This is a genomic window from Chryseobacterium sp. ON_d1, from assembly GCF_006829085.1.
In the GTDB taxonomy this organism is placed as follows: domain Bacteria; phylum Bacteroidota; class Bacteroidia; order Flavobacteriales; family Weeksellaceae; genus Chryseobacterium.
Window position 1 is genome coordinate 50,662 of sequence record NZ_BJTC01000009.1, and the last position, 21,632, is coordinate 72,293.

Genomic DNA, 21,632 nt, shown 5'->3' on the forward strand with positions numbered 1-21,632 from the left:
ATTATTTTTAAATTTTGTCTAATGGCTCAGTTAATTGTCCCTCCCATTTTGAAACCGCCGAAGTTGCCAAAGTATTTCCTAACACGTTGGTCATACTTCTACCCATATCACAGAAATGGTCAATTGGTAAGATCAAAGCAATACCTTCCGGCGGAATCCCGAACATTGAACATGTTGCCACAATGATTACCAGAGAAGCTCTCGGAACTCCTGCAATACCTTTTGAAGTAAGCATCAATACCAAAAGCATCGTGATCTGCTGTCCAAGTGTCATTTCGATTCCGTAGATCTGAGCAATAAAGATAGAAGCAAACGTCATGTACATCATACTTCCGTCCAGGTTAAATGAATATCCTAACGGTAAGATAAAAGATACTACTCTGCTGTTACACCCGAACTTTTCAAGTTCTTCAACCAATTTCGGGAATACTGCTTCCGAGCTTGTAGTGGAGAAAGCAATCAGTAATGGCTCTTTAATTCTTTTTAAGAGATCAAAAAGACGGTTTCCTAAAATGAAATACCCCACTAATAAAAGGACCACCCAAAGAACTGCTATCGCAAAGAAGAAATCTCTTAAATAAATAGCATATACTTTAAAGATTTCAAAACCATTGGTTGCCACTACGGCCGCAATAGCACCCAATACTCCAAGCGGAGCAAACCACATGATATATCCTACCATTTTAAGGATGGCATGAGCAATAATATCAAAAAGTTTCACAACAGGCTTTGAATATTCTTCTCCTAAATTAGCCAGCGCAACTCCAAACATAACCGCAAATACAACAATCTGTAATACTTCATTCGTAGCAAAGGCTTCAAATAAACTTTTAGGGATCATGTGCTTGACAAAATCTTCCATTGAAAAACTTTTACTGCTTTTAAGAAGTTCATCAGCAGAAGCTACATCCTGAATCGGCAGTTTTGTGACATGTCCCGGTTCCAGCCAGTTAACAAGCATCAACCCAATGAAAAGAGAAACCAGAGAAGCGGAAATAAACCACAGCATGGCTTTCGTCCCTACTCTTCCGATCATTTTGATATCACTCATTTTGGCGATTCCTACTACCAGGGTTGTAAAAACCAATGGAGCAATAATCATCTGTACCAACCTGATAAAAACGGTTCCCAACAGTTTTATATTTTTGGAAAAAGGTTCGGCACTATCCGGGTAATTTACATGTACAATACCTCCGATTCCTACTCCCAGAAGAAGGGCAATGATAATTGCTATAAAAAGTTTATTCTGTCCTTTCATATATATAGTTCAATTTGCGCAAATATAATGGTTTTTCAATTGGCAGAAGATTTTCTTCTGTGAGGATGAATTTTACTTTAGGTTTATAATCTCTGAAAATTAAAACCCTGGTACAGAAAATATTGTAAAAAAATTAAGAAACATTTATTTAAATTTTATTCATTTGGTATAAATTTTATTATTACATTTGAGTGTATAACAACATTAAAATAAATATACAATATGAAAAAAACTATTGCAATGGCTGCATTAGCTGTAGCTGTATCTTTCGGTGCTATTTCTTGTAAAAAGAAAGTTTCTGATGCCGACCTTCAGACTCAGGCTACAACTGTAGTAACTTCTAATCCCAATGCTTCTGTTGAAGTAAAAGAAGGTGTAGCTCACTTAAGTGGTACTTTCACAGATCAACAGTCTAAAGACGCGATGATTGCCAAGTTAAAAGCAATCAACGGAGTAAAAGACGTCATGGATATGTCTACTATAGCAGCGGCTCCTGCACCAGCAGCTCCTGTGGAAACAGCTTCTGCTGTAGATCCTGCTGTTCAGAAAAAAGTTCAGGATGCTGTAAAGGATTTCCCTTCTGTAAAAGTGGAAGTGGTAAACGGACAGCTTACGCTTACAGGAAATGTTTCCAGCCAGCAGGCCAGAAAAATCAAAGAATCAGTAGATGCTTTGAAAATCGGAAAGTATAACAACAACCTAATCGTAAAATAATTTAAAATGAGCGAATTACAAGATAAATATTCAAGCGTAGTCTCAGCAGCACAGTCTGCAGGGATCTCAAATCTTCAGGTTCAGGAGCAGGACGGAATTCTTTATGTTTCCGGAAGTGCTTCCAATACTGCGGCTAAAGATGCTGTATGGAATGCCTTAGGAGCGATCGATTCTACTTATTCTGCTTCAGATATCAATATTGATGTACAGGTTGCAGGTCTTGCTTCAGGCGCTTCTTTAACAGTAGCTACGGAAGAATCTAATCTTAATATCAGACAGGAGCCTTCTACTGAAGCTGCTGTAGTAGGTAAAGCTGCCAAAGGATCTTCTGTAACTCTTATTGAGCAGACTTCTGATGACTGGTGGAAAGTGAAAACGGCAGACGGTCAGGAAGGATATGCTTATTCAAGATATTTAAGAGCATAATTTTTATTAAAAAATTATAAATTTTCACAAAAAAAGCATAGAAACATCCCAAAATTGGGATGTTTTTATATTTTTACGGCTCTGAAAAAAAACTAATGAAGAAAACTCTGTTGCTACTGACTTTGATGTTCACAGTCATTATACTGCACGCCCAAAAACTACACATTGACGGAAAAATATCAGATTCTGAAAAGAAAGCGATAGAAAATGCGACCGTCTATCTTTTGAAAGTAAAAGATTCATCTATTGTCAATTACACGGCAACCAATAAAGAGGGAAAATTTTCTCTGAAAATAGACGATGTAAAAGAACCCTCCATTCTTAAAATTGATGCTGAGAAATTATCTTCTTACACCAGAAAATTTGAAAAAATAGACCAGTCATTATCTCTGGGGGATATTCAGCTTGAAAAGCAAGGTCTGGTGAATGCTATTGATGAGGTAAAGATCACTGTCTCTCCCGTAAAAATTAAAAAAGACACGATTGAGTTCAATGCTGCTGCTATCAAAGTAAGACCTGACAGTAAAATAGAGGAGCTTCTGAAACAGATTCCCGGTGTGGAAATCAGTAATGAGGGAAAAATTACAGTGAATGGAAAAGAGGTGGATCAGATCATGATCAACGGAAAACCTTTCTTTGATAAAGACGGTAAAATTGCCCTTCAGAACTTACCGGCAGATATCATCAAGAATATTCAGTTTACCACCACCAAAACAAAGGAAGAAGAACTCAGCGGAAAAACAGCCAAATCGCAGAATACCACCATCAACTTTACCATTGACGAAAAGAAAAATAAAGGTTTGCTGACCAGGCTTACTGTTGGCTACGGATCTGACAAACGATATGAAGCAAGCGGACTGGCCAGCTATTTTAAAGGAGATACAAAAATAAGTCTGTTGGCCTCTTCCAATAACATCAATTCACAGGGATTTTCCAGAGATGAGGTCTTTGACAGTATGGGCAACGGACGGAATGCCTGGATGATGCAGGGAGGATCTGTCTCAACAGTAGGAAATGTTACCTACTTTAACCAGGGAGGTGGCACGAAAGGAATTCAAAGGTCTACCACCATTGGGTTAAACTATAGTGACAAACTGGGAAAAGATGCTGATCTGGATTCTTTCAGCCTTATGCATTCCGATTCCAATACAGAAACAAGATCCAAAGTTTCAAGGTCTACCCTTTTGCCCACTTATACCCTTCAGACGAATTCTGAAAGTAATGGAGAGAATGAATCGAAACAATACAGTTTTGATACTTCAGCCAAAATTAAACTGGATTCCATGACCAGTATTTACCTTTCTCCAAGATTTACAAAAAACAGCAGTTTTAATTTTAATAATTCAAAATCTTCTACCTTAAATAACGGTAGCCTGTTGAATAAAAGTAATTCTTATTCAAGCAATGATTCTGAAAACAATTCATTCAATCCTTATCTCTATTTTTCCAGAAAATTCAGGAAAAAAGGCCGTTCTATTACAGCCAATATGAACAGTTCCATTTCAGAATCCAGAAGGGATAACCTGAACCAGTCCCAGAACACTTTCTATCAAACCAATGGAGTAACTGTAGACAACAGGGATCAATTGGCAAGGAATAAAAATCAGAACAGCAGTTTTAATTTTACTGCAGGCTATACAGAACCTGTTTCCGATTCGGCCAGTGTAAGTTTTGAAGTAAAGTATGAAACAAGATCTGCCAGAAATTTGAGGAATGTCAATGATTTTGATAATACGACCGGAGATTACACTAAATTCAATCAGCTTTTATCCAACAATATGAAGCAAAGAATTAATCAGATCTCTCCTGAGTTCACCTACCAGCTTAATAAAAAGAAACTGAATTTCTGGGCTTCCATGAATGTTGACATCTCAGACATGAAAGTAAACTCTATCTATAACGGACAGCAATATGACCTGCAGAAAAATTTTGTACTGCCCCAGTATAATGTAAATCTTAACTACCAGATGGGAGAAGGAAAATACCTGAGTGTTTATAACTATTCCAACTTTACCATTCCTACAGCAGAACAGCTTACTCCGTATAAGGATGAATCAAATCCTTTGATTACCTATCAGGGAAACCCTGATTTGAAAAATACCTGGATCAACAATCTTTATCTGTATTTCAATAATTATAATAAAGTAAAAGACCTCAGCTACTATTTCAATATTGGTTTTACGTACAGAAATAATGACATCATCAATTTTTCCACCTATGATAATGCAGGAAAGCAAGTAATTACTTACAGCAATGTAAGCGGAAATAAAAACATCAACGCAGGCGGAGGTTTCAGTAAAACCCTGAAATTGAAAAACAACAAGCTTACCATCAACCCGAGATTCAGCATGGTATATGCATATAATAATGGTTTTATAGACGGACAGGCCTTTACCAGCAACTCATACAGTCTTAATCCGGGACTTAATCTTACCTATGAAATCAAGGATAAAATGACCATCAAACCTTCTTACAGACTTGGATACAGTTTTTCAAATTATACCAATTACAATGTAACGAATGTAAATACAGCCAATCAATCCTTAAAGCTGGAACTGACCAATTATATGCTGCAGGGAAGGCTTGTTTTTGGAAACGATTTTGAATATAATACCAACTCCAATATTGCCCCGGGCTTTAAAAAAGATTTCTACTTCTGGAATACCAGTCTGGGATACTCATTCTACAAAAAACAGTTTACAGCAAAAGTAAAAATCTATGACGTTTTGAACCAAAATCAAAGTGTGAGAAGAACCATCACCGATTCTTATTTTGAAGACCGTGAAGACCTGATTCTGAAAAGATATATCATGTTCTCCATCAGTATGAAACTGAACAAATTTGCAGGAAAAAAGACGCAATAAAGTAACACCATACTTTTATATAATTTATGATAATGGCCGGATAGATCCGGCTATTTTCATGAATAGTCTAAATTTCAGGTCTGAATATAATCACAACTGGAGACGTAAAATTCCCCTCCTCTGTAGGCGTGGCGAAAATTCAAAGAATTTTTGACGGGGTGGTTTTTACAACAACCTTTTAAAGAAGATTTGTCAATAAACGTGTTTTTATTTTTAAATTAGCGGCAAATTTTTTTTATGAAAACCCCTATTTCAGTATTATGTGTTCTTTTTTTCATTTTTGGAAAAGCCCAGAAAACAGAACAGAAAGATACTTTCGTTAAAGACAATTTCACCAAGAAAGAATTTTATATTCCGATGCGTGATGGAGTGAAACTTTTCACAGCCGTGTATATCCCGAAAGATATATCGAACAAGAACAAATATCCGTTTCTGATGCAGAGAACCTGCTACAGCATTGCTCCTTATGGAGAGAATGAATATAAGACCAAGGTAGGCCCCAATACCTATCTTATGAAAGACAAGTATATTTTCGTGTACCAGGATGTTCGCGGAAGGTATATGAGTGAGGGTACATTTACCAATATGACACCACAGGTAGAGCGTAAAACGAAAAAAGATGTTGATGAAAGTACGGATACCTATGATACCATCGAATGGCTTTTGAAAAATGTTAAAGATAACAATGGTAAGGTAGGTCAGTTCGGAACATCATATCCGGGCTTTTATACTGCTGTGGGGACATTATCACAGCATTCTGCTCTGGTAGCATCTTCACCGCAGGCTCCTATTTCCGATTTCTGGAATGATGATTTTCTTCACAACGGAAGATTTATGTTAGGATATTTCAGAACCTTCCCGGTTTTCGGAATTCAAAAGACACAACCTGAAAAGCAGGCATGGTATATGGATTCTTTCATTAAGCAAACTTCCGAAGACGGATTAAAATTCTACAGAGACCTTGGTACATTGAAGGATGCTTATGAAAAATATTATAAGAATAATTTCTTCATGACAGAGATTATGAATCACACCAACTATGATGAGTTCTGGCAGAAAAGAGGACTTCTTCCTCACTTAAAAAACATCAATCACGCTGTAATGACTGTCGGCGGATGGTTTGATGCAGAAGATCTTTCCGGTCCTCTGAATATTTATAAGACCATCGAAAAAACAAGCCCTAAAGCCAAAAATACTATTGTAATGGGACCTTTCTCCCACGGCGGCTGGTCACAGGAACAGGGAAAACATTTCCACAGTGAAACGTATTTTGGGGATAGTATTGCAACGTATTATCAGAAAAATATTGAAACAAAATTCTTCAATCATTATCTGAAAGGTAATACCAAAGAAGATGCAGGACTTCCTGAAGCGCTGATGTATGATACAGGGGCTAAACAATGGAAGGAATTTGCTTCTTACCCTCCTAAAAATGCACAGAAAGTGAATTTCTATCTGGCTGATAAGACCTTAAAAAAATCATCAGGACAAGGTTATTCCGAATATTACAGTGATCCGAACAATCCTGTTCTAAGTTCGGATCATTTAAAAGATTTTAATGGCTTTACTCCAAAAAATTATATGTCGGAAGATCAGAGATTTGCAGTGGGAAGACCTGATGTATTAACTTTCACTACCGATGTTTTAACGGATGACATTACTTTCGCCGGAGAAATCATGGCCAAACTGAACATTGCCTCTTCTTCTACCGATGCTGATTTTGCAGTAAAACTGATCGACGTATATCCTGAAGATTTCAAACCAGCAGAAAAGAAAGAAGGCGTTATCTATGGCAACTATCACCAGATGGTAAGAAGTGAGATCATGCCTGCGAGATTCAGAAATACAAGAGAAAAGGGAGAAGCTTTGGTTCCTGATCAGAAAACAGCGGTCAATTTCAGACTTCAGGATGTGGTTCATACCTTCAAGAAAGGACATAAAATTCAGATTCAGATCAGCAGTACATGGTTTCCACTTTTCGCGATCAACCCGCAGAAGTTTATGGATAATCCGAATTTTGCCAACAAGGAGGACTACACCAAGGCATTTATCAAAGTATATGATGACAGCTCTATTGAAGCTGATGTTTTAAAATAAAATAAAATAAAAAGCTGTTCGTCTGAACAGCTTTTTATTTTTTAAAGATCTGAGGTTTTATTTTAGGTTTTGGCTAAAGCCGGATGAATTGGTTCTTTTGTTCAAGTGGGCTAAAGCCCACTTCTATTGATAAATATAATAGACAAACATTGTGGATAAATATCCTCTTAAAACTATTCTTCAATGGTTCTGAAAGTCAGGTTTATTCTTGGAGTATGCACTTTTGTGGTAGGCGGAAGCCTGTGAAGCCAGTGGTCCTGAGTAGTTCCTTTCATAATTAACAAACTGCCGCTTTCCAGGAATATTTCAACTTTTTCTTTGGTTGTTTTATGTTTAAATAAAAACTTTCTTTCCGCTCCGAAAGTCAGGGAAGCGATTGCCCCGTGTTTCTTAAGATCTGTTTCTGCATCACTGTGGTACGCCATTCCTTCACTTCCGTCATGGTATAGATTGAGCAGGCAGGAGTTATAGATTTCTCCTGAAACTTCCTCACACTTTTTCTTCAGTTCCAATAATTCCGGGGTCCAGAACTTTGCAAATTTTGTTCTTTTTGAATACGTATATTCAAATGCTTTTTCTCCAAACCAGGCTACTTTCCTTTTAGTTAAAATCAATTTTCCAAAGATGATTGCTTCATCATTCTCCCATGGAATCTGATTAAGCAGATAATCATAATAAAAATCAGATTTTTCTTTGGAGAAAACCTTGCCGTAATAATGAACGGTTCCGTCATGCGGAAGTATGTTGAGAGGATAATCTGAAATTTCTTCAAAGAGACTCATCATCGTTTTTTTAATTTAAATGCTTTATTTTGTAAAAGGTACAATGTAAAATGTATTTATGGCTTTTATTTAAACACAAATGACACTAATACAGATCACAAATAACACCATATTCTTTTTTATCAATAGGAACGGACTTTAGTCCGTTTAATAAAAAGAGAGTTAATCCATTGGCTTTAGCCAAAACTTAAGGCTCAATATTTTTCAACCACAAAAGTTATAATACATTACTATTTAACTAACAAGATTCATATATAAAAGTATACTAAAGCCTTCGAAGATCTTTGATTTTATTGTTGTGAACTTTATTACAGATAATTTTTAATCTTATGATCCATCTCTCAAAAATCCTTTTGTGTCTTTTGTGATAAAAATATATTACGAGTACATCTGTGAACCTTCCCAACCTACAATAAGTTGTTTTCTTTCACTTCCCCATCGGTAACCGCCGAGGTGTCCGGTAGACTGAATCACACGGTGACAAGGTATCAGAAATGCAACAGGGTTACTCCCAATAGCTGTTCCTACCGCTCTGGATGCTTTAGGATTACCTATTTTTTCAGCCAGACTGCCATACGTAGACAGTTTACCCATAGGAATTGTCAATAGGCTTTCCCATACTTTCAGCTGAAAATCAGTTCCTTTTAAGTGTAATTTAATCGTATTGAGTTGAGTCCAGTCTTTATCGAATATGGACAGTGCATTCTTCTGAAGAGCATCCTGCTGCTCAATAAAAGAAGCATTAGGGAACTTTTGCTTCAGTTCCCCGAATGCTTTTTCTTTATCGTCTTCAAAAGCCATATAGCAGATTCCTTTTTCTGTAGAAGCTACCAACAGATTTCCGAAAGGGCTTTCGGAAAAACTGTAATGAATATGGAGGCTTTTTCCTCCGTTTTTATATTCTGCCGGAGACATTCCTTCTATTTTCACAAACAGGTCATGGAGCCTGCTGGTGCTTGAAAGGCCTGTCTCATAGGCAGTATCAAACAAACTTGCTTTTTCTTCCTTCAATAAATTTTTAGCATGTTCAAGGCTGATGAACTGTAAAAATTTTTTCGGACTTGTTCCTGCCCAATCTGTAAAGATCTTCTGAAAATGGGCCGGACTCAAGTGAACATTTTCTGCCACTTCTTCCAAACTTGGCTGAAGCCTGAAATTGCTCTGGATATATTCTATCGCTTTTGCAATTCTGTTATAATCTATCTGACTTTGTGTGGACATTGTATTATGATTTTACCTCACAAATTTCCAAAGAATATACGGCAGAAAAAATCCGATTCTTGCGGAATATTAGTTGTTGTTATAAATATCGTTATAAGCAAGCATTTTATAATATAGCTTAGCAGCAAGGAAAGCCGTTGGCTTAGCCATTGGAGAATCCATTAACTCTACAATGTCAAATGCTACAACATTACATTTTTCAAATACTTTTCTTAATAATTCCAGTGTCGGATACCATTGTAACCCGCCTGGCTCAGGAGTTCCTGTAGATGGAGCAATAGATGGATCAAAAGCATCAAGGTCTATTGTAATATATACGTTTCCTGAAACTTTTTCCAATACATCATTCACCCAGTTCTCGTTGTTCGCAATTTCGTGAGCAAAGAATACTCTTCCTTCCGGTAAATACTGAGCTTCTTCAGCATCCATAGAACGGATTCCCACCTGAACTAAATTATGTTTCTGGTTAGCTTCAAACACCGCACAAGCATGGTTAGAAGTAGAACCGTGGAATTCAGGACGTAAGTCTGTATGAGCATCCAGCTGAAGAACGGTAAGGTTTTCAAATTTCTCTCCTACTGCACGGATAGAACCGATAGACACAGAGTGTTCACCTCCAAATAAAGTAAATACTTTCCCTTCATTGTTCAAAAGCTCTTTTGTTTTCTGATAAACGGCTTCTGTCATTGCTTCCGGACTGGAATTTTCAGAAACTTCTCCTGCCAGATATACCCCCTGAAGATAAGGCTCTGTTTGGGTTTCAATATCATAAAGCTCCATGTTTTCAGAAGCATCTAAGAATAATTCCGGACCTTTATCAGCCCCTTTACCCCATGTTGAAGTTCCATCGTAAGGAACGGTTAACAACATTACTTTCGAATTCTCTAACGTTGCATTTTCCTCGGGAATTCCTGCGTATGTTTTCATATATAATTATTAATTAAAAAATTAAATGATTGAAAGATTAAATGATTCCGCAAAGATACAAAATAGTACCCGAGTTATAAATGATGAACGGTTTGTTATGAATATTTAACCTTTATCCTGATTTTTAAATTTTTAAATCTTTCCCTATTTAAATTTTAAAAGTTATTTTTGTATAAAACTACTGATATGCCTTTAAAAGCTGTTCTCTTTGATATGGATGGGGTAATTGTAGATACGGAACCCTTACATAGAAAAGCCTATTTCAAAACATTTGATGAACTGGAAATTGTAGTACCCGAGGAACTGTACACCTCTTTTACAGGAGCTTCTACCAAAAGAGTTTCTGAAATATTGATTACTGAATTTAACTTAGATCAGACTTACGAAACGATCGCAGGAATCAAAAGATCTCATTTCAAGGATTATTTTTACAATGATGAAGAATTTGACCTAATTCCGGGGGTAAGAAAACTGATTGAGCATTATCATGAAAATGGGATAAAGCTTATCCTGGCTTCTTCTGCTACAATGGTAACCATTAATATGGTTTTTGAAAAATTCGGATTGGAGCCCTATTTCAGTGGAAAGATTAGCGGCGCCGATTTAAAGGAATCAAAACCTCATCCTGAAGTTTTTCTGCTGGCAGCTGAAATGGCTGGAGAACCTGTTGAAAACTGTATGGTGATTGAAGATTCCACAAACGGCATTCTTGCGGCTCACAGGGCAAAAATCTTTTGTGCTGCATACAGAAGCCCACATTCAAAAAACCAGGATTATACCTTAGCAGATACAGTGGTTTCCGATTATGAAGAATTAGAACTGGATAAGATTTCAAAATATTTTTAAATGAAAAACTCTCAGAAAAATCTGAGAGCTTTTGTTTTGTATAAGTTTTGGCTAAAGCCAATTGACTTTTCTATTGATTGTAAATGGGCTAAAGCCCATTTCTATTGATCATAAAATTATTTATATCCAAGAAGCTTCAATACATCTTCCGGCTCCTGTTTTTCACGGAAAATTTCGTATTGTAATTCACCGTTTTCATCTTTCTGAATCAGAACGTGTCTCGGCTGAGGCATCAGGCAGTGGTGAACTCCGCCATAACCACCGATTGTTTCCTGATAAGCTCCCGTATGAAAGAATCCTATATACAAAGGCTTTGTATCACTGAAAACCGGCAGATAAATAGCATTGGTATGCTGTTCAGAGTTATAATAATCGTCTGAATCACAAGTCAGTCCTCCAAGGAACACTCTTTCATAGGTATCTTCCCAACGGTTAAGCGGAAGCATGATAAAGTGTCTTGAAATGGCCCATGTATCCGGAAGAGTGGTCATGAAAGAAGAGTCAATCATATTCCACTTTTCTCTGTCGTTCTGACGTTTCTGAGAGATAATTTTATAAAGGTTGGCTCCACTTTCCCCTACGGTAAAACTTCCAAACTCAGTATAGATATTGGGTTCCTCTACTCCTTCTTCTTCACAGAATTTCTTGATCTGGGAAACGATTTCTTCTACCATATACTGATAATCGTAATCGAAGTTCAAAGAAGTTTTGATTGGGAAACCTCCTCCGATGTTCAGTGAATCCACTTCCGGAGCGATTTTCTTCAGACGTGCATATACACGAAGACATTTATACAATTCGTTCCAGTAATATGCCGTATCCTTAATCCCCGTGTTGATAAAGAAATGAAGCATTTTCAGCCTTGCATTCGGATGTTCCGCAATCTTCTGGCTGTAATAAGGAATAATATCTTTATATCCGATCCCTAATCTTGAAGTATAGAATTCGAACTTCGGTTCTTCTTCCGATGCAATTCTGATCCCGATATCAAAAGTAGAATCGATGCTTTCTGTAAGCTTATCCAGCTCTCTGTAATTGTCAAGAATCGGAGTAATGTTTTCAAATCCGTTATTGATCATATCTGAAATTTTGGCCAGATAATCATCGGTTTTAAAACCATTACAGATTACTTCAATATTCTTATCTACCTTACCTTTCTCATAAAGAGATTTTACGATATCCATGTCATAAGCAGACGATGTTTCTATTGAAATATCATTCTTCAGAGCTTCTTCCAATACGAAATTAAAATGACTGGATTTTGTACAGTAGCAGTAGGTATAATTCTTTTTATATTCGGTTTTCTCAAAAGCTTCTTTAAACCAGCCTTTCGCTTTCTGAATATTTTGAGAAATTCTCGGCAGGTAGCTAATCTTTAGCGGAGTGCCAAATTGTTCAACAACATCCATCAACGGAATATCGTGAAACAACAAATTGTTCTCAGAAACATTAAATTCCTCCGTAGGAAAATATAATGTCTGATCAATAAGTTCCGAGTACTTTATTTTCATTTCTAAACAAGTGAATTAAGAAATGCAAAATTGCTAAAAAAGTTTCATTTTTAGGTGTTAAAATTATTATAATTTTAAATAAAGAGCCAATATTAAATCCGGTAAAAATTTCCCCCTGAAAATCAATAGGTAAATTTCTGAATATATTCTCTTCTTTTGGCTTCTGAAATCCCCAATACCTGTTGAATATAGGCATCTGTGGAGCCATATTTTTTATTGATCTCTTCAAAAGCTGCGTCAAGATATCTTTTTTCAACCCAGCTCAGCTTTTCCAGCACCTTCAAATCCATTTTCGGATAGAGGAAATGTAATCTGCCAGCAAGGCGGAGCCTTTTCTGAACAAGGTCTTTCCTGTAATTGTTGGATAAAAGATAATCATTGTAAATGGTTTCTTTATCAAATTTCAGAATGGTAAGGATCAGTGCTGTGATAATCCCGGTCCTGTCCTTACCGGCTGTACAGTGGTAAAGAACAGGGTCTTTGGACTCCAGCACTTCGGTGATAATCATTTTTATGGTTTCGGGATTTTCCGTAACGTATTCACGGTAAAAATCGATCATTCTTTTATCCGCATCAGAAGCATTCACTTTGCCTTTAAGAACCAGTTTTTTTGCCTGAGCCAGCTGATCGCCTTCATCTTCAAATGCCGAATATTTTTTATATGCACTTTCTGCCGGAAGCTGATCAGGTTTCTGAGCTATTTCTTTAGAATTTCTGAGATCAATAATCTCTTTAATTCCCAGTTCATCAAAACGGTCAAAAGACTTCTTTTTGAGTTTATGAAGATGAGCACTTCTATACAGCTTTCCTTCTTTTAATATTCTCCCTTCTGTGTTTTTGATATTTCCTACGGTCCGGAAATTGTGTACTTTTTTAAGCCGGATCACTTTTTCAGCTTCATTTTTTCCGTATTCCGGGGTTTCAAAATGCTGTGTTTTGCATGAAACAATGCAGCATAATGAAATGGTGAAAACTGATATTTTGATTAGTTTATTCAATGGTTTTTAATAAGTTTTGGCTAAAGCCAATGGATTCATCTGTTTTAAATTAAACGGGCTAATGCCCGCTTCTATTGATAGGAGAATATGCCAATAAAGACTCTTTTAATATTTAATAGATTGCAGGATATTCTATCTCCTTGATCCCTACAAAAAATAAAACGTCTCCTGATTCATATTCTATGGAAACCTCATCTTCAACAGCGAAATTCCGGGTTCCAATTCTTGAAGTAATGGATAAGCTTCCATTTTCCAATGGCCAGTTCAACCCTTTTGTGGTGATATTTTCCGCTGAAGGAAAGGGATATAGGGAGATCATTTTATTTTTCACTCCTTCTACCTTAAAGCTTTTAGGGATAAAATAATACACTGAATATTCATCATAAAACTTTAGATCCATATGATCTTTGAAGGTATAAGCAACGGTAAGATTTCCAAGAAAATGATCCTGTTCACCTCCACTTCCTCCAAAAACATCAATCTCTGAAAAACCTTTTTCCTGAATAATTTCCAGAGCTTTATGAAAGTCTGTTTTGTCCTGATCTAATGTAAGAATAAATTTTTCTTCATACATACCTTCATCTGATCCGGAGTGCGAATCAAAATCACCGGATATAAAATCCAGTTTATCTAAAGGAAAGCCCATTCTTTTCAAATAATGGAAGGCCCCGTCTGTGCAGGCGATCAAACCATAATTTTCAGGATTGGGTAATGATTTTGGAGCATCTCCGTTGATGAAAAGTAATACTTTATCTCTCATTTGGGTTCCAGTATTCTTCCGGTTCGTTGTTCAGTTTTGAAATGTATCTTGCCAACACAAAAAGATAATCTGAAAGTCTGTTTAAATATTTAATCAGTTCCGGGCGTACTTCTTCGGATTCATTCAGAAATACCAATGAACGTTCTGCTCTTCTGCAAATTGTTCTTGCCGCATGTAAAAAAGTGGCCGATTTCCCTCCTCCCGGAAGAATAAAATACTGAAGCGGTTCCAGTTTTTCATCAAAAGTATCCATCCACTGTTCCAGTTCTTCTATTTCTGTTTCTGAAATAATGATAGGAAGGCGGGATTTCCCATTGGCAAGCATCAGCTTATCTACCGGTGTTGCAGCTTCTGAACCCACAGTAAACAAATCAAACTGTATTTTTTTCAGCTGTCTTAAAACTTCTTCATTTTCGATATGACTTTTTGCAATTCCGATAAATGAATTCAGTTCATCTATATTTCCATAACTGTCTACCCTTGCACTGGCTTTGGAAACTCTTGTTCCGCCATATAATGCCGTCTGACCTTTATCTCCTGTTTTTGTATAAATTTTCATAGGACTAAAATACCTTTTTTTGTACAATGTAAAAAGTAAAATGTAGTAATAACGTCCTGTTCTATCTGAAAAAAATTGCCTGACCTTAGTTAAGGTCAGGCAATTTTCATATAGTTTGGTTTATCTTTTGAAATTGACTTCCCCTGTTAACCATGACAAAACAATTCCAATTCCTTATTTACTAGCTAAAAGGTGTAATTTACATTAAGCTGAAAAGTTGTACCATTAAATCCAAACTGATTAACCTCCCACGGATATTTGAACCTTCCTCCAAGATCTGTTACCACATCTCCTTTGCTGTCTATTACGTCCGGATAAATATTAAATAAATTATTTACAACTCCGGAAACTTTAAGATCATTCGTAATTTTATAGGTTAAAACAATGTCTGTAACTACCTTACCGGAAAATGTCTGATCTTTGGCAGGATCAGTAGCGTGCTGCCATGTAACAGAACCAAAGTAAGTATTATTAAGATTGAAATTAAACGTTGTAATGTCATACGACAGACTAAGGATCGTTTTTGTTTTTGGCCTTGCGGAAGTAATTCTGGATTGTTCTTTTCTGTCAAAAAAGTTTTCTGAATAGCCATTTTGTGCCAAAATAGACGGAACGGCAATATTATCCACTATTTTAGTTTCGTTATAATTGAAGGCTGCAATAACGCCTAATCTTCCTTTTCCAATAGCGGAAGTATAGTAATTCGCAACGAAATCTACTCCCTGGGTAACTGTATTTACAGCATTGGTGAAAAACTTCAGGGAAGTTATTTTATTATTGTTCAATATGACTTCCACAGGGTTTGACAGGTCAGGACTCCCCGGAGCACCGGTTTTGTAACCAATATCACCTGAAAAAAGTACACGGTCCTCAATTTTTATTCTATAATAATCTGCTGTAATAGTAAGATTTTTAAAAGGTTTTACGGCAACTCCTCCGGTAATGTTAAAGGCTTTTTCAGCATTTAATTTGGGTACCCCAAGATCAGATCTTACAATGGGAGAGTCATTATTAAAGGTACCCTGATTAGCTACCGTATTCCCAGTAATTTTGGTCTGAACATTGGAATAGTAAATCTGGTGTAATGAAGGTGCACGGAATCCTGTGGAAACAGATCCACGGAAAACTAATTTATCATCCAGCAATTTATACCTTGCATTTCCTTTCCAGGAAACATTATTTCCAAAATCACTAAAGTTTTCGTATCTTACTGTTCCTCCAAGCAGCAGGTTTTTTGTAACATCCCATTCAGCATTCATATAAGCTCCAATATTCTGACGATTTTTATTGACTTCATTTTGAGGCTGTAGTCCTGGAAATGATTCTGCACCACTTCCTATATAAGATGCCTCTTCTCCTGCTCTTGCCTGATAGTTTTCATTGCGCATCTCTACTCCGGCTCCTAAAACAAGCACACCAAAATCCCTGCTGACATCTATGTTTCCTATAATATTACTGAACTGGTGACCACCTGCCTTAAAACTTGTTGGTGACTTTGCACCCAAAGATGTATTAATGGTATTTCCTACCACATAATCTACTGCATTAGAGCCAAAGGTGGCACTCCCATCAAAACTCCATTTTCCAAACATGCCTTTCCATCCAGAGGTTAAATTATAATCATAAACATCGGTTTTAAATTCCGGCTGAAATCCATTGTAAGGCTGTCCTTTTGGAGTTAATAAACCAAAATCTGATGATACCCAATAAGGTGTTCTATACAAAGCGAAACTGGTCCCATTTCTGTAAGTTGTACCGCCAAAAGCATAAAATTTACCCGTTTCGCCGGTTGGCAATTCAAAATTCACAAACATATTGACAACTTTTGTCTCCGGTTGCCCAATGATCATTCCTAAACCAGGATTAGCCTGTGTCCAGGCATTATCCACACCAAAAAGTTCATCCTTTGTAACAGAACCTGCACGGTTAGTTTTATTTTGTGAGGAAAATCCTAGTGTAAGATTCAGGCTTCCTGTTTTTGCGATTCTGATTCCTGTATTAAAATCTGCTCCGATATTAAAGCCATCTCCTTTTGAAGTAATTCCGGAAAAGAGATTCACCGTGCTTTTTCCAACACCGTTCTTAAGAATAATATTGATCACACCTGCAATAGCATCAGATCCGTATTGTGCAGATGCACCATCTCTTAATACCTCTACGTTTTGTAAGGCTGCTGAAGGAATACTTTTCAGATCTGTACCTACTTCACCTTTTCCCGGCGTATCGTTTACATAAATAAGAGCACTTTGATTTTTTCTTTTATTATTGACTAAAACTAATGTTCTGGAAGGCCCCAAACCTCTTAAGTCTGCCGGATCAAAATGGGCCGTGGCGTCAGAAACAGTTTGTTGTGATGAATTGAAAGATGGAACAGCATAGGTTAAAGCTTTATCAAAAGTAACCTGACCTGTAGATTTTAGCTGTGCTGCCGAAATATTGTCTATAGGAATTGCTGAGGTAATGATGGTTCTGGGCTTAGTTCTACCCGTGGTAACCACCACTTCATCTATTTTATTTTGTTTTATGCTGTCCTGAGCATATCCCATAGCACCAGCTCCGCTTAATACTAAGACATAGATTTTTCTATTAAATAAATTCTTTTCCATGTTAATTGTTAATTATTCAATAAATCTAATGAAAAAATAAACATTAATCATAAAAATAAAACATATAATAACAATTTAATTTCATATTTGCCAAAATCATACCATTTCATTAAAATAAAAATTGATCTACAAAACATAAAGTGATTTACTCAAAACATGAAAAAAAATAAATCAATAACATCATATTTGTATAAAAAAAATCAATCAGTTAACATCAGAAATAAACATGATTTTATTCGTTCTGATAAGTAATTTTCAACGGGTTGAGATTGCTTCGCTTATGGCTTGCAATGAATGGGAATAAAAAATGGCCGGGAGAAACCGGCCATATCCAAATTATTTATTTACCTCTACGTATTGTATGATGGTCTGATTTTTTGGGTTGTAGATAATGGTACTGCTTTTGGGAAATCTTTTCAGCTTATAATACTGAATATTCTTGTCTGATTTTATATCCTCCAGAATACCAGTATCCAATGTGTTGTCAGGAAGGAATTTAGATAACAAGCTTATTTTATCTACAATGCTTTGTCCATCTATTTTTCGGGCAGTTTTATCAGATTTACTTTCATCAGAAGTAGGCTGCCCCTCTAAAAAAGGAAGTACTGCTGCTATATCCGCTTTGTATTTAAAAATATAACCTTCAGGTCTTCCCGGAATTTTGATCTTTTTCCCTTTTTCTTCGGAAACAATGGAAGCACCTGTGCCCGGAAAAACAGTACTAAACTTAACGTCTTCAGAATTAATTAAAGAATTCACAGATTCATTGACTGTTTTCTTCACTGTTTCTTCAACAGCCTGTTGTGCTTTCTGTTGTACGGTTTCAGTTGTTTTCTGAACAGTCTGATCAATTTTTTCCTCAATCTTATTGCATGATACTAATAAAAAAGTGGTAATAGCAGGTAAAATATACTTCTTCATAATTTTAATAATAGCGATTTTTTATTAATATCCCTTCTTCTAACGGAAAAATAGGTCAGGATATTTTAGCAAAGAAAAAAATATTTTTTTAATATCAGAAACACTACTGACAAACTGTTGTCATTACCACATCTTACCTTTGTATCAACAACAAACAAAAACAATAATATTATGACAACTACAGCCACAGCGACTAAGCAATTCATGACTACAGATCAGTTATTAAAAGACTGGCAGGGACACAGAAATCTTACAAGAAGAGTGATTGAAGCTTTTCCTGAAAAAGAATTATTTGAATTTTCTGTTGGAGGGATGAGACCTTTTGCCAAACTTGCCACGGAGATGATCAGCATTGCAGGTCCTGCTTTGAAAGGAATCATTGAAGGAAATATGGAAGGTTATAATGAAGAAGGCTTCAATCCTTCAACTAAAGAAGAATTATTAAAAAGATGGGATGAAGAAACAGAAGTGATCAACCACTATTTCAATCAGATTTCTGAAGAGCGTTTCCAGGAAGTATTCAACCTGTTCGGACAATATGAATTCCCCGTGTATGAAAATATTCTTTATTTCATTGACAATGAAATCCACCACCGTGGGCAGGGATATGTTTATTTAAGAGCTTTAGGGATTGAACCACCTTTCTTCTGGGAAAGATTTTAATAAAAGCGAAAAGGTAAAATTGCAAAAAGGTTAAACAAACTCATATCTTTTTTTGCGACAAAACAAATCTGCTTATTTGCAATTCTGCCTTTTCACTTCAAGCCATTTCATTTATTTGCCTCAATTAAGTCTTTAAACCTCAACAGATATCTGTTGGGGTTTTATTGATGTCTTTCTATCATTTTTATCAACAGTTCATTCAATCGTGTGCGAAGACTTTCCGGTTCAAGAACAGTAGCATAATCGGCAAAAGTAATGAGCCATCGGGGAAAACCGTCACTGATCCATTCGGTTTCAAAAGTAAGCTCTACCCCTTGTCCGGTTTCTACTTCTTCTACGAGTCCGTAGTATTTTTTAGAATTCACCAGATGAGACATGACCTTTTTGTCTACCAGAAGTTTAGCCCTTATCTTATTTCCATTTGATTTTTTACGGTAATCATTCACCTGTCCGTATTCCTGCAAAAAGGGATTCTGCGTCTTTGAAATTTCCAGAATACGGTCTATACGAAACTGTCTGAAATCTTTTCTCAAAGTACAGAAGGCCATGATGTACCAGAAATTAAACTCAAAAAACATCCCCACGGTTTCAATGGTTCTGTGATTTACCCTTCCCTCTACCGTCTGATATTTTATAGTCAGCTGGGTCTTCTCAGCAATGCTTTCAAGAATGATAGGAATTACATTTTTCAGTGAGTCGCCCGAATCTGTATGAAAGCTGAAAACATCAATCTGCTTTTCTATATTTTTGATCAGATTTTTATCAGAATATTTCAACACTGAACGTACTTTCTCCATAGCGGCCTGATAATGATTTCCCAAACTCTGGTGGGAAAATTTCTGCATCAGTTTTTCAGCAGTGATGAAACTTAAGACCTCTTCCTTTGTAAACATGATCGGAGGAAGTTTATAGCCCTCCATAAGAGAATATCCGTTGCCCGCTTCTCCAACAATAGGAATCCCTGCATTTTCCAGAGTTTTTACATCACGATAAATGGTTCTGATGCTTACATCGAACTTTTCAGCCAGATCCTGTGCGCGTACAACAGATTTCGACTGTAACTGGGTAAGGATAGCCGTTACCCGATCGAGTTTTTTAAGGTAGTGATCATTCATTATATAGCAAAACTAAAATTCTTTTTTGAGGTATGGCTTATAAATATGGCAGCTTTTTTATTAAATTTATTTTTTACAAAAACAGATTCTTTCTTTATGCTTCATACTCATTTTGTTCAGTCTATTGAAAAAGTTTTAAAACCGGAACAGGCAGTCATAGATGGACTTGTTTCCCATATGGAAACCAAAACTTACAGGAAGGGAGATTTCCTGTTAAAGGCTGATGAAACCTGCAGGTATTTTTATTTCATTGAAAAAGGACTGGTGAAACTGTTTTTTGATAATGGTGATAAGGATTTTATCATGACATTTTTTGCAGAAAATGCTTTTTTCGCAGAATTAAGTGGTTTTCTTACAGGACAGCCGTCAAAGTATATGATCGTTGCCCTGGAAACCACTGAGGTACTTCGTGTACACAAAGACGTCATTGAGGGATTATGTAAAAAATATCATACCGCAGAAACACTTTTCAGTAAACTTTATTCAAAAGCTCCGGTCAATATGATGGGGCGGATCAGTGAAATGCTCGAAGACGACGGAAAAAAACGCTATCATAATTTTCTGAAGCAAAGACCTGATCTTATTCAACGTATCAGCCTTGGAGATCTTGCAGATTATATTGGCATCACCCAGGTTTCTTTGAGCAGAATCAGGGCACAGAAACTTTAGAGTAAAGGAAGCCTGGAAGGGGGGAAGTTATTGAAGACCGAATATATCAACTACTTAATAGTAACTTCCAGCATCCAGCTCCCATCCTACAGCTTCAAAAAATCTTTTCTTTTAAAATTTATCATTTGTAAAAAAAATCAGAAAAATTCCATTCTACATTTGTCACATAATTCATCAAAAATAAATATTATGTCACAAAGAATCAACGCATTTGCGATCGGAAACAAAGCGGTAAATGCCCTTCATAACATGGGATTTCAGGTACAGAATTCTTCACTGGACAATTCATTCCTGGAACTGATATATTTCAGGGTTTCCCAAATGAACGGATGTGCTTTTTGTCTGGATATGCATTCCAAAGAATTAAGAGCGAAAGGAGAAACGGAACAGAGAATATTTCTGGTAAGCGCCTGGAGAGAATGTTCATTTTATACGGATAAAGAAAAGGCCGGGTTATTATGGGCTGAAACTCTAACTGCTTTAAGTGGTAAAGAAGTGAATGATGAAATTTATTCACAGGTAAGCCATCACTTTTCTGAAACTGAAATGGTAGATCTGACCATGGCTGTCATTGCTATTAACAGCTATAACAGAATAAATATTGCATTCGGGGCAGATGTAGGAGCATATCAGGTTTCTGAAAAAGCCTAATAAATGATTTTTTTAAATGTAAAAACTCAGCCTGACCGCTGAGT

19 protein-coding genes are annotated in these 21,632 nt (G+C 36.3%); 8 read left to right on the forward strand and 11 right to left on the reverse strand.

Going from position 1 to position 21,632, the window contains the following annotated elements; genetic code table 11:
- Nucleotides 1-7: 7 nt before the first annotated feature.
- Nucleotides 8-1,258 (reverse strand): dicarboxylate/amino acid:cation symporter, encoded by a 1,251-nt coding sequence (locus tag CRS_RS14890; protein ID WP_142724816.1) that lies wholly within the window; start codon nucleotides 1,256-1,258, stop codon nucleotides 8-10.
- Nucleotides 1,259-1,480: 222 nt separating this feature from the next.
- On the opposite strand from CRS_RS14890, the gene CRS_RS14895 reads away from it, so the two are divergent.
- From CRS_RS14895 to CRS_RS14910, 4 genes are all read left to right on the forward strand, one after another.
- Nucleotides 1,481-1,972, forward strand: a complete 492-nt coding sequence (locus CRS_RS14895) for a BON domain-containing protein (RefSeq protein ID WP_142724817.1) — start codon at nucleotides 1,481-1,483, stop codon at nucleotides 1,970-1,972.
- Nucleotides 1,973-1,978: 6 nt separating this feature from the next.
- On the forward strand, nucleotides 1,979-2,398 hold the full coding sequence (locus CRS_RS14900; protein WP_142724818.1) for an SH3 domain-containing protein: 420 nt from the start codon (nucleotides 1,979-1,981) through the stop codon (nucleotides 2,396-2,398).
- Between the two features lie 95 nt (nucleotides 2,399-2,493).
- A complete protein-coding gene (locus tag CRS_RS14905) occupies nucleotides 2,494-5,262 on the forward strand; it encodes a TonB-dependent receptor (RefSeq protein WP_142724819.1) in 2,769 nt (922 codons plus the stop codon).
- Between the two features lie 237 nt (nucleotides 5,263-5,499).
- A complete protein-coding gene (locus CRS_RS14910; RefSeq protein WP_142724820.1) occupies nucleotides 5,500-7,359 on the forward strand; it encodes a CocE/NonD family hydrolase in 1,860 nt (619 codons plus the stop codon).
- 173 nt (nucleotides 7,360-7,532) lie between these two features.
- On the opposite strand, the gene CRS_RS14915 is transcribed toward CRS_RS14910, so the two are convergent.
- The 3 genes from CRS_RS14915 to speB all read right to left on the reverse strand — a co-directional run bounded on the left by CRS_RS14915 (nucleotide 7,533) and on the right by speB (nucleotide 10,289).
- The gene (locus CRS_RS14915) at nucleotides 7,533-8,141 is read right to left on the reverse strand and encodes an alpha-ketoglutarate-dependent dioxygenase AlkB (RefSeq protein ID WP_142725005.1); all 609 of its coding nucleotides are present in this window, start codon (nucleotides 8,139-8,141) and stop codon (nucleotides 7,533-7,535) included.
- 378 nt (nucleotides 8,142-8,519) lie between these two features.
- A complete protein-coding gene (locus CRS_RS14920) occupies nucleotides 8,520-9,362 on the reverse strand; it encodes a methylated-DNA--[protein]-cysteine S-methyltransferase (RefSeq protein WP_142724821.1) in 843 nt (280 codons plus the stop codon).
- Between the two features lie 69 nt (nucleotides 9,363-9,431).
- On the reverse strand, nucleotides 9,432-10,289 hold the full coding sequence (gene speB / locus CRS_RS14925; protein ID WP_142724822.1) for an agmatinase: 858 nt from the start codon (nucleotides 10,287-10,289) through the stop codon (nucleotides 9,432-9,434).
- A gap of 186 nt (nucleotides 10,290-10,475) precedes the next feature.
- Here speB and CRS_RS14930 point away from each other — a divergent pair, with 186 nt between their 5' ends.
- Nucleotides 10,476-11,135: an HAD family phosphatase gene (locus tag CRS_RS14930; protein WP_142724823.1), complete on the forward strand. Its 660-nt coding sequence runs from the start codon at nucleotides 10,476-10,478 to the stop codon at nucleotides 11,133-11,135.
- A gap of 116 nt (nucleotides 11,136-11,251) precedes the next feature.
- On the opposite strand, the gene CRS_RS14935 is transcribed toward CRS_RS14930, so the two are convergent.
- The 6 genes from CRS_RS14935 to CRS_RS14960 form a co-directional block, all read right to left on the reverse strand.
- Nucleotides 11,252-12,646, reverse strand: a complete 1,395-nt coding sequence (locus CRS_RS14935; protein WP_142724824.1) for an arginine decarboxylase — start codon at nucleotides 12,644-12,646, stop codon at nucleotides 11,252-11,254.
- Between the two features lie 122 nt (nucleotides 12,647-12,768).
- Nucleotides 12,769-13,644: a tyrosine-protein phosphatase gene (locus tag CRS_RS14940; protein WP_142724825.1), complete on the reverse strand. Its 876-nt coding sequence runs from the start codon at nucleotides 13,642-13,644 to the stop codon at nucleotides 12,769-12,771.
- A gap of 112 nt (nucleotides 13,645-13,756) precedes the next feature.
- On the reverse strand, nucleotides 13,757-14,404 hold the full coding sequence (locus tag CRS_RS14945) for a thiamine diphosphokinase (protein ID WP_142724826.1): 648 nt from the start codon (nucleotides 14,402-14,404) through the stop codon (nucleotides 13,757-13,759).
- Nucleotides 14,394-14,963 carry a cob(I)yrinic acid a,c-diamide adenosyltransferase gene (locus CRS_RS14950; RefSeq protein WP_142724827.1) on the reverse strand — a complete coding sequence of 190 codons (570 nt, stop codon included), beginning with the start codon at nucleotides 14,961-14,963 and terminating at the stop codon, nucleotides 14,394-14,396. The genes CRS_RS14945 and CRS_RS14950 overlap by 11 nt, the downstream gene beginning before the upstream one ends.
- Before the next feature lie 185 nt (nucleotides 14,964-15,148).
- Nucleotides 15,149-17,569 (reverse strand): TonB-dependent siderophore receptor, encoded by a 2,421-nt coding sequence (locus CRS_RS14955; protein WP_142724828.1) that lies wholly within the window; start codon nucleotides 17,567-17,569, stop codon nucleotides 15,149-15,151.
- Between the two features lie 336 nt (nucleotides 17,570-17,905).
- Nucleotides 17,906-18,490 (reverse strand): hypothetical protein, encoded by a 585-nt coding sequence (locus tag CRS_RS14960; RefSeq protein ID WP_142724829.1) that lies wholly within the window; start codon nucleotides 18,488-18,490, stop codon nucleotides 17,906-17,908.
- A 171-nt stretch (nucleotides 18,491-18,661) separates the two neighbouring features.
- On the opposite strand from CRS_RS14960, the gene CRS_RS14965 reads away from it, so the two are divergent.
- On the forward strand, nucleotides 18,662-19,153 hold the full coding sequence (locus tag CRS_RS14965) for a DinB family protein (RefSeq protein ID WP_142724830.1): 492 nt from the start codon (nucleotides 18,662-18,664) through the stop codon (nucleotides 19,151-19,153).
- Between the two features lie 161 nt (nucleotides 19,154-19,314).
- Here CRS_RS14965 and CRS_RS14970 read toward each other — a convergent pair whose 3' ends face one another.
- Complete coding sequence (locus CRS_RS14970) at nucleotides 19,315-20,268, reverse strand: YafY family protein (RefSeq protein WP_142724831.1); 954 nt, start codon at nucleotides 20,266-20,268, stop codon at nucleotides 19,315-19,317.
- A 96-nt stretch (nucleotides 20,269-20,364) separates the two neighbouring features.
- Here CRS_RS14970 and CRS_RS14975 point away from each other — a divergent pair, with 96 nt between their 5' ends.
- Nucleotides 20,365-20,937 (forward strand): Crp/Fnr family transcriptional regulator, encoded by a 573-nt coding sequence (locus tag CRS_RS14975; RefSeq protein ID WP_172617086.1) that lies wholly within the window; start codon nucleotides 20,365-20,367, stop codon nucleotides 20,935-20,937.
- 189 nt (nucleotides 20,938-21,126) lie between these two features.
- On the forward strand, nucleotides 21,127-21,588 hold the full coding sequence (locus CRS_RS14980; protein ID WP_142724833.1) for a carboxymuconolactone decarboxylase family protein: 462 nt from the start codon (nucleotides 21,127-21,129) through the stop codon (nucleotides 21,586-21,588).
- Nucleotides 21,589-21,632: the final 44 nt, after the last annotated feature.